This window comes from Streptacidiphilus rugosus AM-16, from assembly GCF_000744655.1.
In the GTDB taxonomy this organism is placed as follows: Bacteria; Actinomycetota; Actinomycetes; order Streptomycetales; family Streptomycetaceae; genus Streptacidiphilus; species Streptacidiphilus rugosus.
Map to the genome: position 1 here is coordinate 4,014,013 of NZ_JQMJ01000004.1, position 14,676 is coordinate 4,028,688.

At 72.8% G+C, this 14,676-nt stretch carries 17 protein-coding genes; 7 read left to right on the plus strand and 10 right to left on the minus strand.

The genetic code is table 11. The features are described from left to right. Positions 1-94: 94 nt before the first annotated feature. Positions 95-2,614 (minus strand): RICIN domain-containing protein, encoded by a 2,520-nt coding sequence (locus BS83_RS27245; RefSeq protein ID WP_063774238.1) that lies wholly within the window; start codon positions 2,612-2,614, stop codon positions 95-97. A 269-nt stretch (positions 2,615-2,883) separates the two neighbouring features. Between BS83_RS27245 and BS83_RS27250 the strand changes: the two genes are divergently transcribed. After that, on the plus strand, positions 2,884-3,930 hold the full coding sequence (locus BS83_RS27250) for a LacI family DNA-binding transcriptional regulator (protein WP_332262349.1): 1,047 nt from the start codon (positions 2,884-2,886) through the stop codon (positions 3,928-3,930). Between the two features lie 33 nt (positions 3,931-3,963). Here BS83_RS27250 and BS83_RS27255 read toward each other — a convergent pair whose 3' ends face one another. Further along, positions 3,964-5,085, minus strand: a complete 1,122-nt coding sequence (locus tag BS83_RS27255; RefSeq protein ID WP_232248501.1) for a mechanosensitive ion channel family protein — start codon at positions 5,083-5,085, stop codon at positions 3,964-3,966. Positions 5,086-5,239: 154 nt separating this feature from the next. Here BS83_RS27255 and BS83_RS27260 point away from each other — a divergent pair, with 154 nt between their 5' ends. After that, a complete protein-coding gene (locus BS83_RS27260) occupies positions 5,240-5,773 on the plus strand; it encodes a hypothetical protein (protein WP_051944069.1) in 534 nt (177 codons plus the stop codon). Between the two features lie 24 nt (positions 5,774-5,797). Here the strand turns inward: BS83_RS27260 and BS83_RS27265 are convergent, their stop codons facing one another. Then, a complete protein-coding gene (locus BS83_RS27265; RefSeq protein WP_051944071.1) occupies positions 5,798-6,403 on the minus strand; it encodes a hemerythrin domain-containing protein in 606 nt (201 codons plus the stop codon). Between the two features lie 141 nt (positions 6,404-6,544). On the opposite strand from BS83_RS27265, the gene BS83_RS27270 reads away from it, so the two are divergent. Then, complete coding sequence (locus tag BS83_RS27270; RefSeq protein ID WP_037606133.1) at positions 6,545-7,228, plus strand: DUF6308 family protein; 684 nt, start codon at positions 6,545-6,547, stop codon at positions 7,226-7,228. Between the two features lie 24 nt (positions 7,229-7,252). On the opposite strand, the gene BS83_RS27275 is transcribed toward BS83_RS27270, so the two are convergent. After that, positions 7,253-7,729 (minus strand): hypothetical protein, encoded by a 477-nt coding sequence (locus tag BS83_RS27275; RefSeq protein WP_063774239.1) that lies wholly within the window; start codon positions 7,727-7,729, stop codon positions 7,253-7,255. A 136-nt stretch (positions 7,730-7,865) separates the two neighbouring features. Here BS83_RS27275 and BS83_RS48390 point away from each other — a divergent pair, with 136 nt between their 5' ends. Beyond that, positions 7,866-8,240: a ClpX C4-type zinc finger protein gene (locus tag BS83_RS48390; RefSeq protein ID WP_051944075.1), complete on the plus strand. Its 375-nt coding sequence runs from the start codon at positions 7,866-7,868 to the stop codon at positions 8,238-8,240. A gap of 4 nt (positions 8,241-8,244) precedes the next feature. Here the strand turns inward: BS83_RS48390 and BS83_RS27285 are convergent, their stop codons facing one another. Further along, the gene (locus tag BS83_RS27285) at positions 8,245-8,724 is read right to left on the minus strand and encodes a DUF4442 domain-containing protein (protein WP_084714155.1); all 480 of its coding nucleotides are present in this window, start codon (positions 8,722-8,724) and stop codon (positions 8,245-8,247) included. Between the two features lie 15 nt (positions 8,725-8,739). Further along, the gene (locus BS83_RS27290) at positions 8,740-9,261 is read right to left on the minus strand and encodes a GNAT family N-acetyltransferase (RefSeq protein WP_037606134.1); all 522 of its coding nucleotides are present in this window, start codon (positions 9,259-9,261) and stop codon (positions 8,740-8,742) included. Between the two features lie 82 nt (positions 9,262-9,343). Here BS83_RS27290 and BS83_RS27295 point away from each other — a divergent pair, with 82 nt between their 5' ends. Then, positions 9,344-10,105: an alpha/beta fold hydrolase gene (locus BS83_RS27295; RefSeq protein ID WP_037606135.1), complete on the plus strand. Its 762-nt coding sequence runs from the start codon at positions 9,344-9,346 to the stop codon at positions 10,103-10,105. 53 nt (positions 10,106-10,158) lie between these two features. Here the strand turns inward: BS83_RS27295 and BS83_RS27300 are convergent, their stop codons facing one another. The 4 genes from BS83_RS27300 to BS83_RS27315 form a co-directional block, all read right to left on the minus strand. Next, positions 10,159-10,716: a DoxX family protein gene (locus tag BS83_RS27300; RefSeq protein ID WP_037606136.1), complete on the minus strand. Its 558-nt coding sequence runs from the start codon at positions 10,714-10,716 to the stop codon at positions 10,159-10,161. Positions 10,717-10,805: 89 nt separating this feature from the next. Further along, positions 10,806-11,348, minus strand: a complete 543-nt coding sequence (locus tag BS83_RS27305) for a GNAT family N-acetyltransferase (protein ID WP_051944076.1) — start codon at positions 11,346-11,348, stop codon at positions 10,806-10,808. A 71-nt stretch (positions 11,349-11,419) separates the two neighbouring features. Further along, a complete protein-coding gene (locus BS83_RS27310) occupies positions 11,420-11,800 on the minus strand; it encodes an ankyrin repeat domain-containing protein (RefSeq protein ID WP_037606137.1) in 381 nt (126 codons plus the stop codon). Further along, positions 11,793-12,311, minus strand: a complete 519-nt coding sequence (locus tag BS83_RS27315; RefSeq protein WP_037606138.1) for a DUF3291 domain-containing protein — start codon at positions 12,309-12,311, stop codon at positions 11,793-11,795. Before BS83_RS27315 ends, BS83_RS27310 begins: the two co-directional genes overlap by 8 nt. 323 nt (positions 12,312-12,634) lie before the next feature. On the opposite strand from BS83_RS27315, the gene BS83_RS27320 reads away from it, so the two are divergent. Continuing rightward, positions 12,635-12,829: a hypothetical protein gene (locus BS83_RS27320; RefSeq protein WP_037606139.1), complete on the plus strand. Its 195-nt coding sequence runs from the start codon at positions 12,635-12,637 to the stop codon at positions 12,827-12,829. Between the two features lie 28 nt (positions 12,830-12,857). Then, positions 12,858-14,537 carry a hypothetical protein gene (locus BS83_RS27325; protein WP_063774240.1) on the plus strand — a complete coding sequence of 560 codons (1,680 nt, stop codon included), beginning with the start codon at positions 12,858-12,860 and terminating at the stop codon, positions 14,535-14,537. Positions 14,538-14,676 lie beyond the last annotated feature (139 nt).

Below are 14,676 nucleotides of genomic sequence, written 5' to 3' on the forward strand. Positions count from 1 at the left end.
GGGCGGCGGCCCCGGGCCTTCCTGGTGGTTCCAGCATGCGCCGCACGTCCGCCTCGGGCGACCGGGCAGAAGTGGCCGCCTAGCCGGGCCTCGGTCAGCCGATCACCCACTGCTGGAGCGCGGACCCCGTGTTCGCCTGCTGGGTGACCAGCGAGCCGTCGCCCGTCCCCGCCGTGGTCAGCAACAGCCCGCTCCTGACCGAGGCCACCGTCCAGGAGCCGCCCGCCAGCTGCGTCAGCCTCCAGTGCTGGTTGCTGTTACCGGTGCAGGTCCACTGGATCACCTGGGCGCCGGCCGAGGTCGACCCGCCGCTGACGTCCGCGCAGAGGCCCGACTCGGCGTTGACCAGCTGGTACGAACCGTCGGACTGCTGCGTGAACTGCCAGGTCTGGTTGGCGCCGCCGTTGGCGGACCAGGTGATCAGCTGGGTACCGGCGCTCTTGCTGTGGTTCGGGTCGTCCAGCGCCTTGCCGCCGGTGACCAGGGTGTGCGGGCCGTTGAGACTGCTTCCCTGGCCCACCGTCCAGCCGAAGGAGGCCGTGCCGGAGGCGGTCCCCGAGGTCACCGTCACCGTCGCCGAGCCGCTGCCTGCGGAGGTGGGCGGACCGGAGATCAGGCCGGTGGCCGCGTTGATCGTCACGCCGTCGGGCAGACCCGTGGCCGCGTACGAGAGCGAACCGCCCGCGCTGGCGCTCGCGCTGACCTGGAGCTGGACCGAGGCGCCCGCCGTCCAGCTCTGCGCCGGGATCGGGCTGACGGTGACCGTGCCGGAGGTCGAGCCGACGGCGGTCATGGTCAGCGTCTGCTGCGCCGCGGTGCGGCCCGCGCCGACGGCGTTGCCGGTGGTGTCGGTCCAGTAGCGCGCGGGCGTGGTCTCACTGAGCCGCCCGGCGCTGCCGCTGAGCCCGACCACCAGACCGCTGTAGCGGTTGACCAGCCGGTACGTGCCGCTGCCGCCCGCCACCCCCGGCACCACGAACCACTGCTGCCCGACGCTCGGACCGCTCGTGCCCGCCGCCGTGACGGTGAGCGCCGCGCCCCAGGCCCGCCCCGCGGTGGCGCCCGAGTTCACGCCGAGCAGCTGACCGCTGCCCGCGTTGACCACCCGGTAGGAGCCGTCGCCGTCGCCGACGAAGCTCCATGCCTCGGCCGCCGCGCCGGTCGGCGCGGCCAGCGACGTCGTCGCCGAGCCGCCCGCCACCTGCGCGAGCACCCGTCCGTCGCCGCTGGCGATCCGGTAGGTCCGGCTCGGGTCCAGGACCGGTCCGGCCGGGGCGGTCGAGTCGACGGTCTCGTCGGCGTACTCGCCGTCGGAGCTGTGGCAGGAGATCGAGCAGTAGGAGCGGAAGCTCCTGCCGATGATCGTCGAGTTGGTCCGGTTCGCGCTGTCGACGAACCAGCGGTACCAGGAGCCCGAGGTGTAGCTGCCCGAATCGCCCGCCAGGTACCACTTCTGCGTGGAGAGGTCGTCGGTGACGTAGTAGCGCTGCGGCGCGGTGCCGGAGACGACCTCCGGCTCGCCGATGTAGAGGCCCAGGTAGGCGTCGTAGGCGATGTTCATGATGAACAGGTCCGACTTGGCGGGCAGCTTCCCGGCCGCGACCTGCTGGTCGACGGTGCCGGTGTTGGCCGGGTCGTAGTCGGCGGAGACGGGCGTGTACCCGTTCGGGTTCGCCGAGCCGGCCGGAACCATGTTGCTCTCCAGGCCGCCGACGCCCGGCTGGGTCCAGGCGCCGTTGTACCACTTCTGCCAGGTGCCGCTCGCCATCTTGCCGGAGATCGGCGCGCGGGCGACGTGCGCGAGCCCGCCGGTGCTGCCGCCGACGCCGCTCTTGGGAACGATCCGCGAGCCGTAGTAGACGTAGAAGTAGCCCGAGGCGGTGTCGACGAAGAGGCGCTGGTCGCCGTCGCCGTAGTCGTAGGTCTGGTTCGGGAACGCGGTGCTGTCGCCCCGGGTGGTGCTGTAGGGCGAGGTGATCGCGTGGCCCTCGATCGTCCAGGTCCTCCCCTGGTCCGTCGACCTGGCGTAGTCGATGGCGTCGTAGTGCAGCCCGTCGCCGAAGGGCTGCGGGGTGAACTCGTTGTGGACCAGCCCGTACCAGTCGCCGGTGTCCGGGTCGACCCAGGTCCCCACCAGATCGCAGTAGTCGGGCTGGGCATAGCCGGAGCCGGAGGGCGCGGAGGTCGAGGTCAGCCCGGTCGGGCTGTTGTCGCAGCGCCAGGTGGTGTCGCTGTTGGAGTCGTTCTTGTTCGCCGGGTTGACGGAGTTGTTCAGGGTGGTGTCGGCGGTGGCGTCGTCGAAGGTGGCGCCGGTGTAGAACTGCCACTGCCGCGAGTCCTTCGCTCCGTAGAGCGAGTGCGACTGCTGGAAGTAGAAGGTGCCGTCCTTGTCGACGTACGAGCTTGCCGGGGTGTCGTCGGCGTAGGGGTAGGAGCCCGTCGTCCCGATGGTGACCGTGTAGGAGGCCGAGCCTGGCGACGCGGCCGAGGCGGCCGACGTCGTCGCCGCACGGGCGGCGGACGCGGTGAGCCCGCCGACCGCGCCGCTGCCGCCCAGGGTGAGCGCCAGCACGGCCGCCGCACCGACGGCCCTCCGCGGGGCTCGCCCGCGCACGCTGCTCCCGGACGTTCGAGGAGCTGACACAGTGTCTCCCTCTCTGCTGGGGGCGCCCCTGCGGCGCCCCGCCCTCGTGCGGCGGGTTCCCACGCGCAGCCGTCCGCTGCCTCCCCGGTCCCACGCGAACCCCCCGAACGCCCGACCGCGGCACGGACAGTAGGACCAATTGGACCGGTAAAACAAGAGTGCCGACCAAGAATCCCGTACTTTGCAGGCCACTTCTTGACAGCGGCCGACTGCCGACCCTACGTTTCAGAGACCTTCACTTGATCGGTAAAACCGCGAACCCCTGGGGCGGCATGGCGACGATGCAGGACGTGGCCGAGCGGGCCGGGGTCACCAAGCAGACCGTCTCCAACGTGATCAGCGGCCGGGTCAGGGTCAGGCCGGACACCGCCGCCCGGGTGCGTGCGGCGATCGACGAACTCGGCTACACGCCGAACCTGGTCGCCCGCTCGCTGGCCACCGGCACCACCAAGACCGTCGGCCTGTTCGTGCCCACGGTGGCGAGCTCCTTCTACTCGGAGGTCGTCGAAGAGGTCGAGGACGTCCTCGAGCGCAACGGCTACCACCTGCTGCTCTGCACCACCCGCCTGGACGGGGAACGCGCCCGCCGCCAGCTGGCCGGGCTCTCCAGCCGCAACGTGGACGCCCTGCTGATCGCCGGGGACCGGGATCTGATCGACCATCTGCCGCTGCTCGCCGACGCGCGCTTCCCCGTGGTCCTGTGCGCCTGGGAGACCGAGGCGCCCGACCGCTTCCCCGTCGTCACCATCGACTACGAACGCGCCGGCTACCTGGCCGGCCGCCACCTGCGCTCGCTCGGGCACGAACGGGTCGCGGTACTGGCCAGCCCGGCCCACACCGTGCGGATCGAGGGACTGCGGCGCGCCTTCGCCGCCGACGGGCTGGCCGTGCCCGACAGCGCGGTGCACCTCGCCCCTGAGCCGACCCCGGCCGGCGGCTTCGCCGCCGCGAGCGCCGCGCTCTCCTCCCGGCCCGCCCCCACCGCCCTCTTCGCCACCCACGACGTGCTCGCCCTCGGCGCGCTGGAGGCGGCGCGCGTGCTCGGCCGCGCGGTCCCCGCGCAGCTCTCGGTCGTCGGCCACGACGACAACCCGGAGATCAGGGTGACCCACCCGGCGCTCACCACCGTGGCGATCCCCAAGCGGGAGATGGCGAAGCAGGCGATCGAGCTGCTGCTGCACGCCCTCGCCGACGCACGCAGCCCGGCCAACGCGCTGCAGTTGCTGCGCCCCGAACTGATCGTGCGCGAGAGCACCGGTCCCGCGCCCCGGCCGGACACCGGCTGAGGCGGCCGGGCGGCGGCCGCCTCCACGACGGCCTCAACCGCCCCGCAGGGAGGACTCCAAGGACGGCTCCGCCTGCGCGCCCACGGACGGCTCCGCCTGCGTGCCCACGGACGGCTCCGCCGCTCCGACCGGGACGCGGGGCAGCGCCGTGGGCTGCTCGTCGCGCAGATGGGCCGCGAGCTCCTCCCGGACCAGACAGCGCAGGTCGAACGCGTCGGCGGCGTTGTCCGCGGTCATCAGGGCGCGCACCACCAGCGTGGTGGGCGTCGAGTCCACCACCTGGAGGGCCTGACCCTTGCCGTTCCACAGGTCGGTCGAGCCCAGCACCTCGCCGAGGCGACGGCGCAGGTCCGTGATCTCCGCGCGGTAGTCGACATGCAGCAGCGCGGTCCCGGTGATGGCGGGATCGCGGCGGGACCAGTTCTCGAACGGCTTGCCCGCGAACGCGGAGGCGGGCATGACGATGCGGCGCTGGTCCCAGGTGGCGACCACGACGTAGGTGAGCGTGATCTCCTCCACGGTGCCCCACTCGCCCGCCACCACGACCTCGTCGCCGATGCGCATCATGTCGCCGAAGGCGAGTTGCATCCCGGCGAAGAGGTTCGCCAGGGTGCTCTGGGCCGCGATGCCGGCGATCAGACCGATCAGGCCGGCGGAGGCGAAGACGCTGGTCCCGACCGCGCGCACGGTGCGGAAGATCATCAGGATCGCCGCGATCGCCAGGACCGCGCACAGCGCCCCGGTGATCCGGCGCATCAGGTCAGCCTGCGTGCGCACCCGGCGCACCCGCGCGGCGTCCCTCGGCTGGACCGTGTAGCGGGCGAGGCCGAGGTCGAACCCGAGGCTGGCGATCCGGTAGACGAGCCAGGCCGTCGCGGCGATGAGCAGCACGACCAGGGTGTGGCGCACCACGCCGTCCGCGTCGCCCGCCCACCGGAACCAGCGCCCGGCGAGCAGCAGGGCGACCGGCGCCAGCACGGCCAGCAGCGGGCGGCGGCACCGTCCCAGCAACGCCCCTGGACCGTGTCCGTGGGGGCGGGCACGGATCACCCGCCGGGCGAGCCGTTCGACCGCGCCGACCGACAGCCAGGCGGCCACGACGGCCGCCGCGACCGCGGCCACCGGCGTGGCCACCGATCCGAGTACTGGGTTCACCTGACCTCCCCGCGGTACCACTGCGCCTGAGCGCCTGTTCCGCCCTCGCCTAACCGGAGGCGCTGCGGCCCAAACGCGTCGGGAGGGACGCGTGGTTTGTCGCTCGGACGGCAGGGCAGGCGAACGGGAGGGGGCGATCACGAGGAGGCTCCTGATGTCCGACACGTCCAGGCCCATGCCGTCGGCCCCGGGTGAGGAACCCGACGCCGAGCAGGACAGCACCTCACAGCAGAACCTGCACGCCCAGGACCACCCGCGGGCCGAGGGCGAACCGGACGCGCCGACGACCGCCGGTCCCCGCGCCGCGGCCTCGGGTGAGGACACCGACGAGCTGTGGTCCTACCGGCCCGACGCCTGGCACCATGCGGACGCCGACCTGGTCGGCTACCGGGTGGACGCCACCGACGGACGGGTCGGGCAGGTCACCGCCAGCGACGAGACCGAAGGGTCCGCGCGCCTCGACGTGAAGACCGGCCCGTGGATCTTCGGCCGGCACGTGACGGTGCCGGCGGGCGCGGTCAGGGCCATCGACCGCACCCACCAGGTCGTCTTCCTCGGCCAGCCTCGGGCCGTCGTCCGCGCCACGCCCGTCTACGACGCGTCCGCGCATGGCTCCTTCGACGCCTACCGCCGGAGTGTGAGCAGCTACTACGCCTTGGTCGAGAGCCACCGCGCCGCGGCGGCGTGACGGCCTCGGCGCCTCCGGCGCCGATCAGTGCGGCTTCATCCGGTCCCAGCCGCCGGCCGGGGTGAGCCCACGGCGCAGCCGGTCCGCCGCGCTGACCCCCGGAGGCCGGTAGTCGTCCGTCCACAGCCCCTCCATGCCCGGGTGCGCCTGCGGCGCGGTGGGCGCACCGGAGCGCATGGCCCGCGCCTCGTCACCGAGCCGGTCCAGCTCCCCCTGGCTCAACGCCGCGCGCATCATCGGGAAGAGTCGCGCCTCCTCCCAGTGCATGTGGCCGGACACGTGCTCGTCCAGCACGGCGACGAGCCGGTCGAACCCGGGCGCGTGGGCGTCCAGCGGAGCGATCTGCCGCAGCAGGACCTCCGCGTGCGCGTGCACGTCCAGCCCCTCGACGGCGGAGTGGGCGCCGTCCTCGGCGCGTTCCCTGATGTGCGGGTAGAGAAGGGCCTCCTCGATGGCGGCGTGCGAGACGAGCAGGGCGGAGATGGTGTCCATCAGCTCCTTGCGCTCGGGGTCGCCGATCGGCGTCCCCAGGAAGGCGCTGAAGTGTCGGGTGACGTCCTCATGGTCGGCTGCCAGCACGTCCAGCAGGTCACCCTCGGCGCGATCGCGCGCGATGTTGGTCTCGATCATCAGAAGCTCCTCGCTGTCCGAAGCCCCCTCCCCCCGGATGTGCCCCCGTCCCGCCCCGATCACACCTCACATCCCAGGGTTCGCCATCGCACCCACCCGCCCCGCAGTAGCCTCGGTGTCCGACGAGCGACGAGGGGGACGATGAGCGCCGAATCGGTCCGAGTGGGCGGCCGCGTCATTCCGCTGGCACACGCCACATCCTGGGTGAGCAGCTATTTCGACGCGGACGCGAACCGCACCGCGAAGAAGCCCTGGGGCTACCCGTTCTACGACCACATGGTCACGGGCACCGGCCCTGACACCCTGGGCGACGGCGACCTGCTCGCCTCCGCCCTCCTGAACGCCGCGCCCACGATCCGGGGCTTTCGAACCCTCCAGAGCATGCGCCCGATCCTGGAGGCGGGCCTGGCCGCCATCCCGCCGGACCTGACCCTCGAGGCCGCCGTCACGAACGGCTCCCACGCCGCGCGCCTCGCCGGTCTGGCGGAGGTCCTGGACCGACCCGACCCCGACGAGGAGTGGGCGGACGTCAAGGGCACCATCCTGATGAAGACGCTCCACCGAAAGCGCCCGCTGTTCGTCCCGCTGTACGACTCGAAGGTCTACGCCTGCTACGTCGGCCCTGCCCAGGCGGGCTACCCGATGGCCAGGGACGACAAGCGAACCTGGGCCTGCTTCTTCACCCGTCTGGCCGAGAGCATGATCCGGGACCTCGCGAACCAGCCGGAAGCCTGGAGCGTCCTCGCCGCTGCGGCGCCGGCCGACGTGGCGCCGCTCAGGCTCCTGGACGTCGTGGCCTGGAGCGCAGGAAAGGGCGGCGGCTGAGCACCACCTGCCGGTAGGCCTCGATCAGCCCCTGCCCGTGGGGGCGCTGCCGTCGGGGCGCTCGGGCCTGTCCACGACCGTGACGCGGAGATCGCCGCCCCAGCTCTCACAGCGAACGCCTCCGGAGGCGAAGTCCAACTCAAGGGCCATGCGTCCGGTCACCGGATCTCCCTGTTCCCTGACCGCCAGCACGGTGTCCCCCCGATGACGGGCGAAGGCGGTTTCGTCGGAGTCCGTCTGTACGTCGATGCGTCCCCACGCGGCCATGTCGTAGCTCTCGTAGGGCACCGAGTGGTCGACCACCAGGCACCAGTCGGCGCCTGTCCTGACGTGGACGTGGACGCCGAGGTCGTCGATCAGCCAGAGGTCCACCGGCGTGTCGTCCCGGCGTCCCTCGTACACGTGCCAGGACGCGGCGAGGCGGACCATCCGACGGCCGATCAGCGACGCCGGGTCGAGGCCGGGTCCGTGAGCAGGGCATACGGCGTTCGAGGACTCCACACGCGAGACCGTACCGAGAACTCCGAGAAGCGTCCCCCGAATTCGAGGCCTTGTCAGGGTTTCCCTGACGACCTAGGGTACGGATGGCCGTCAGGGAAACCCTGACAGCCAACCACCCCACCCATGGGAGCGCGCCGTGACCTCACTCGAACCCGACCTGGCCGATCTCGCGCACTGCTCGTTCTGCGGGAAGCCCGCCTCGGAGATCGCCAAGATGGTCGCGGGGCCCGGCGTCTACATCTGCAACGAGTGCGTGGACCTGGCCGGGTCCATCGTCGCCGAGGCGCTCGGTACGCCGTCAGGACCGGCCAGGCCGGTGTGGGGGGCGATGTCGGACGAGGAGATGCTGGGACACATTCCGCGCGTCGCCTCGCACATCGATCAGGCCGAGGCCGACCTGCGCTCCTGGGTGCAGGAGCTCCGGCGGCGCGGGGTCACCTGGATCAGGATCGGCGAGGCCCTGGGCATCACCCGGCAGTCGGCCTGGGAGCGGTTCTCCGGGGAGGAGTGAGCCGTCAGCCCTCCTGGCCGGCCGGGCGGTTCGGCCGGAGGGTCCACTGGATGGTCATCTCGCCGGTGACCTCGCCGTCCGCGCGACGGATCGTCACCTGGACCGGAAAGACCGGGCGCTGCCCGGCGTCGAGCTCGGCCACGACCTCGGTCGCCGGGCGGCCCAGCTCGGCGGTCGCGGTGAGCTCGCCCATGGCCAGCTTCTTGTAGGCGATGCTCGCGTCGACGGCCAGCGGCACGGCGCGGGAGAGCTCGGCGCCGAACGCCGCGAGGACGATGGCACCGCTCGCCGACTCGGCGAGGGTGAACATCGCGCCCGCGTGCGGGCCGCCGACGTGGTTGTGGAACGCGGCCTGGTCCGGCATGCGCAGCACCGCGCGGGTGGCGGTGCACTCGTCGAAGGTCAGGTTGAGCGTCCGGACCATGGGAACGGTGGCCGGGAGAAGCTCTGCGATGGAGGGCATGGCGTGGGTCATGGGGGTCATATTACCCACGAGTAGCTATGCCCCGGTGCGAGCGGGCGAGCGCGCCAGCAGCCGGGTCGTGCTGCCGTCCTCCTCCTCGATGTCGCGCAGGTGCACGAAGCCGATCCCGGCGAGCAGCGCCAGCGAGGCCCGGTTCGGCGCGGCGACCGTCGCGTAGACCTCGGCCAGTCCCAGCGCGGCGAACCCGTGGTCGACGACGGCGTTCGCCAGCTCGGTGCCGAGACCCCGCCCCCATACGTCCGGCGAGAGGGCGTAGACCAGCTCCTGGCCGCCCGCCACGGCCGGCGTGGGCTTGAGCTCGGCGTGACCGACGAATCGGCCCTCCTCGCGGACCGCCCAGACGTCGAACAGCTGCCCCGCGTACACCTTGCTGAAGATCCGGCCGAACAGCGCCCGGTCCTCGGCCTCGGACTGCACGAGGCCGTCGCCCATCCAGCGGGCGACCCGCACGTCCTGGAAGAGGGCGACGAAGTCATCCTCGTCCGTGGGCCGGTAGGGCTCCAGGCGCAGGCGTTCGGTGCGGAGGGTCGGCGTCATGACGGGCGAGGCTAGAACCCTCCATGATCACCCCGCAAGCGCATTTCCGTCCCCGGACGGCACGCGGTGACACCATGGACTCATGGAGCGCACCCGAGTGGTCCTGCTTCCCGGCAGCGTCCTGCCGGCCGATCTCGCCTACGGCGCGCTGCTCGCCGCCCTGGGGCCCGGCGTCGACGCGGTCGCCAAGGAGCTGGAGCTCTACGCGACGGACGAGCCGCCGGCGGACTACAGCCTGGACACGGAGGTCGCGGGCGTGCTGCGCGAGGCGGACGCCCGAGGCTGGGAGAACTTCCACCTCGTGGGGTACTCGGGCGGCGGAGCGGCCGCGCTCGCGTGCGCGCAGCGGCGGCCGCGGCGGCTGGCGAGCCTGGCGCTGCTGGAGCCGGCCTGGGCCGGCCGTTGGGACTGGAGCCCGGAGCACACCGCCCTGTGGGCGCAGTACGACGAGCTGGACGGGCTGCCGCCACGGGAGTTCATGGCGGAGTTCATGCGGCTGGGCGTCAGACCCGGGGTCGTGCTGCCACCGCCGCCGCCCGGTGAACCGCCGCCGTGGATGGCCAAGCGCCCGGCCGGGATCGGGGCCTTCATCCGGACGTTCAAGACCTACGACCTGGACCGCGGCCGTCTCGCCACCTTCGACCGGCCCGTGTACCTCGCCCTCGGCGGCCTCAGCAACCCCGACGACTACGGCGAGGTGGCGGCCCGGCTCGGGAGGGTGTTCGGGGACTTCCGGCTGGAGGTCTTCGAGGAACGGCACCACTTCGACCCGCCCCACCGGATCGAACCGGAGCGCCTGGCGGGATCGCTGCGAGCGCTCTGGTCCCGCGCGGAGCGGACCTGAGCCCACGCCCCGCTCACGCCGGATCAGGCCAGATCAGGCCAGATCAGGCCGGATCACGCCGAACCGGCCGTGCCCTCCGGCTCGTCGGCGTCGGCCTCGGCCCTGGCCGCGATCGCGGCCTCGCGGCGGCTGACGACGGACGCCGCGGCGGCGGCGCTGCCCGCGAAGGCGAGCAGGACCATCGCCGGGCGGTCCAGCCGGTGGCGGGTCAGGTGGTCGAAGGAGTACCGGCCGGGGCCGGCCAGGCCGAGGCCCGCGGCGACGAAGCCGAGGTAGGCGGGGTACTCGTAGCCGCCCGCGGTGTTGAAGAAGCCCGCGGGGCGGTGCACCGCGACCGCGCCCGCCATCGCTCCGGCCGCCGCCGCGCCGGCCGCGGGGGTGGCGACGCCCAGGGCGAGGAGCAGGCCGCCGCCCGCCTCGCCGAGGCCCGCCGCCAGGGCGCTCTGGCCGCCGGGATGGAAGCCCATGGCCTCCATGCCCTTCGCGGTGCCCTCGATCCCGCCGCCGCCGAACCAGCCGAAGAGCTTCTGGGCGCCGTGCGCGAAGAGGACGCCGCCGGTGCCGAGGCGCAGCGCCAGCAGTCCGAGGTCCTTGCGGTTGAGGCAGGCCATGGCGGGGTCCTTCCTGGGGCCGGGAGCCGAGGAGCCGAACAGCGGACATGTCCAGTGTTCGGCCGACGGGCCCGCGCCTGCCGCTCCGGTTAGGCCGGGTGGGCGGCGGCGGCCCCGGTGGGGACCTCCACAGCGGCGTCCGCAGCGCCGTCCGCGTCGTGCAGGTCCTTGCCCAGGCAGATCGCCGAGTCGTACTCGCGGTAGAAGCCGAACTTCACGATCGGCAGGTATCCCTCGGAGGCGTACAGCGCCAGTGCCTCCGGCTGCTGGTCGCCGGTCTCCAGCACCATCCGGCGCCGGCCGGCGCGGCGGGCGTCCTCCTCCAGGAAGCGCAGCATCCGGCGGGCCAGGCCCCGGCCGCGCGCCTGGGTACGGGTGTACATCCGCTTGATCTCGGCGTCGCCGTCGGCCAGGCCGATCTCGCCGCCCTCCTGGGCACGCCAGGCGGCGGTGCCCAGCGGCGTCCCCTCGGGGTCGTAGGCGACGGCGAAGACGCCGTTCGGCCGGTCGAAATCGGCGGCGTCGAGTTCGGTCTCGTCGGGGTCCCCGTAGCGGAGGACGTACTCCTGCTGGACCTCGGCCATCAACAGCTGTGCATCGGGGTGCCCGTACCCCACGACTCGTATTTCCACCCGTCGATCCTAACGAGCCGCAGCTCAGCGCGGCGGCGGGGCCGCCCGGGGCCCGGCCGCCGCGCAGCGGCTCAGGTCTCGAGCAGCTCCGTACGGCCGAACATCTGCGCGGCCTGCCGCGCCGAGGGCTCCCCCGCGTCCGGGTCCGCGCCGGCCGCCAGCAGGGCCGCGACGACGTCCGCCGCGCCCTTGAAGACCGCACCCGCCAGCGGCGTCTGACCCCGGTCGTTGGCGCGGTCGGCGTCGGCGCCGCGTTCCAGCAGGGTGCGCACCGCCTCCGCGTGGGCGTGGTACGCCGCCAGCATCAGCAGCGTGTCGCCCTTCTCGTTGGTCAGGTCCGCCGGGACCCCGGCGTCGAGGTACGCCGCCAGCCCCGCCGCGTCACCCGATCGGGCCAGGTCGAAGACCTTGCCCGCCAGCTCCACGACCTCGGGGTCGAACTCGTCAGTCATCTGCGCCCACCTTCTCCGCGGCCTCGACGGCAAGGCCGTTCCCTGCTTCTTCGGCGCCGGCCTCCTCCGGGCTCGGAAGAGGGTCGCCGAAGGTGAAAGCGTACGGGGTCGGTCCGTCCGTCCTGAGCGCGGTCAGCCGCCGCTCGGCCTCCTCGACCGTCGGCCGGTGGCCCGCAGGGACCCACCACAGCGCGGTCATCGCCTCCTGCATCCGGTCGAACCACTCCCGCCGGCGCTTCAGGAAGGGGCGGTGGATCTCGCCGTAGACGTAGTCGAAGAGCGAGGCGTGGTCCCGCCACACGGACATGTTGACGATCAGCCAGGGATCGCCCATGAAGCGCAGCGAGGTGGCGTCGCCGCCCAGGCCCTGGAGCCGCCAGACGTAGCCGTCCGCCGCCTCGGCGGCGGCGTTGACCGGGTCGAGGCCCGCGACGAAGCCGGCCATCACCGGGCTGTCGATCGCGTCCTTCATCCGGGCGATGTTCACCTGAGCAAGCTGCCAGTCCGTCATGTCTCCCCCTGTGACCGGTCCGTCGGTGCGCGGCGGGCGCTTCGTCGACGATCCGCCGACGCCCCCGCGCACCTTACCCGCTACGGGGGACGGGCCAGGGGCCGTGCGGGCGTCAGCCATCCGGGCGAACCGCCAGCGCGCCGCCGCCCCATGGTGGGCCCCAGGGGTGACGATCGCCTGCGAGGGGGAATGCAGGCGGCAAATCCACCCATTTGCTGCTATCCATTACTTATTACTTTTTGTCACGATAGTGGAACGTTGTGTGACGAGCGCCTGTCCCACCAGGCCTCCCAGACCGCTGTCCCTACTCCGAGGAGCCCCTCGTGATCCTCTCCGTCTCCGGAGTCGTCCTGCTGGGAATCATCGTGTTCCTGTTCTTCCGCAAGGACGGCCTCAAGCTTTCACACGCTCTGGTCTGCGCCCTCTTCGGCTTCTACCTCGCGGGCACCGCGATCGCCCCGAGCATCAAGGCCGGCGGGGCCAGCCTGGCCAGCCTGCTCGGCGGCATCAAGTTCTGACGCGCCCGCACCTGCCCCGGAGCACCCGATGACCTTCACCGAGCACCTCGCCCGCGGCCGCGATCTGGCCCGCACCGCCGGCGACCACGCCGCCGACATGTTCGGCCCCCTGATCACCATCGGCCGCGGCCTTCGGGCCCACGCGGCATGGACCAAGAACTGGTGGGCCAACACCCCCAAGGATCGGCGCGGCCCGGCGCTCTTCCTTGTCGTGGCGGTCGTCGCGGCCGTCGCCCTGCTTCCCTACGGCCCGCTGCTGGCCCTGCTCACCCTCATGGGCAGCGCCGCCTGGGCGGGCCGGGTCCGGGTGGCGCCGCCCCCGCCCGCGCCGGACACCAGCAACCTCAAACTCGCCGCCATCTACACCGCGCTGACGCCCTACCTGGTCCACGAGTCGGATCCGACCCCGCTCTACGCGCACGGCGGCGACTTCAAGGACGCGTTCAGCAGCTGGGAGTTCGACGAGGAGGGCCGGCTGACCTCGCTGGACCTGCGGTACCCGGCCTACTTCACCGACACCGAGCCCCAGTCCCGGGCCCGGATCGAGCAGGTGATCCACGGCAAGGTGGGCCGCAGCCGCGAGTACCGCTTCACCTGGGACGAGGAGGTCAACCGCCTCCAGGTATCGGCACTCCCCCCGCTGCCCGGCGACATCGCCGCCCAGACCTTCGTCACCGCCGCGGGCGAACTGGTGCTCGGCTTCACCGACACCACGAGCACCAACCGCATGATCCCGGTCCGTCAGGAAGGCGGCCAGGCGCACCAGCCGCCGGTGCTGTGGCGCACCGGCCCGCGCTCGGCCGAGCCGCACCTGCTCGCCCTCGGCGCGCACGGCTACGGCACCTCGACACTGCTGCGCTCGCTCGCCCTCCAGGCCCTGCAGCACGGCGACATCGTCGTCGTCGACGGCGCCGGCACCGGCGAACACGCCTGCCTGGTCGGCCGTCCCGGCGTGCACACGGTGGAGACCAGCCTGCACGGCGCGCTGGCCGCGCTGGAGTGGGCGGCGACCGAGACGCAGCGACGGCTCGACGCGCACAACCACGCCAAGCGCACCGGCGGCATGCCGCCCGCCGACACGCTCCGGCCGCTCTGGCTGCTGCTGGACCACCCCTCCGAGCTGAGCGAGCTCGCCCACGCGGAGGGTCGCCCCGACCCGCAGGAACTGCTGGAGACCCCGCTGCGGCACGGCCGGACGGCCCATGTGACGGTCGTGGTGGTGGACCGGCTCGACGCGCTCGAGCGGATCCGGCCCAGCCTGCGCAACGGCTGCCGGGCCAGGGTGGTGCTCGGGCCGCTGGGCCCCGAACTGGCCCTGGACGCACTGGGCGCGCCGCTGGACATCACCCCCTCCAGCCACACCCCTCCCGGCCGCGGCTACGCCCGCCTGGGCAACGCCGCCCCGGTCCGGCTCCAGGTCCCGGCCACGCCGGACCCGCTGGACGAGGACGCCCCCACCGACCAGCGTGACGCGGTCATCGCCCTGCTCCCCCACGCGGACACCCGAACCGAGAGCACGGCGGACCTGACGCTGAGCAAGGACGTACCGCTGAGCAAGGACCTGTCGGCCGTGGGCGCCGCAGCGACCGTCCCGCCGCCGCTGGACCTGCCGCCCGTCGACCTGGCCGCGATGGACCTGGCCTCCCTGGAACTGCCGCCGGCCCCGCCGGTCCCCCCGATGCCCACCGAGGCGCCGCGCTTCCTCTGAACGCGGCGAGAGCCCCCGACGGACCGTCATCAAGCCCCCGACCATCGTGGTCGGGGGCTTTGACTCGTCCCGGACCGCATACCCCCTTGACGCCGCCACCCGAACAGGTGCTCAATGGTGCGCCAATGGACTGCCTTCA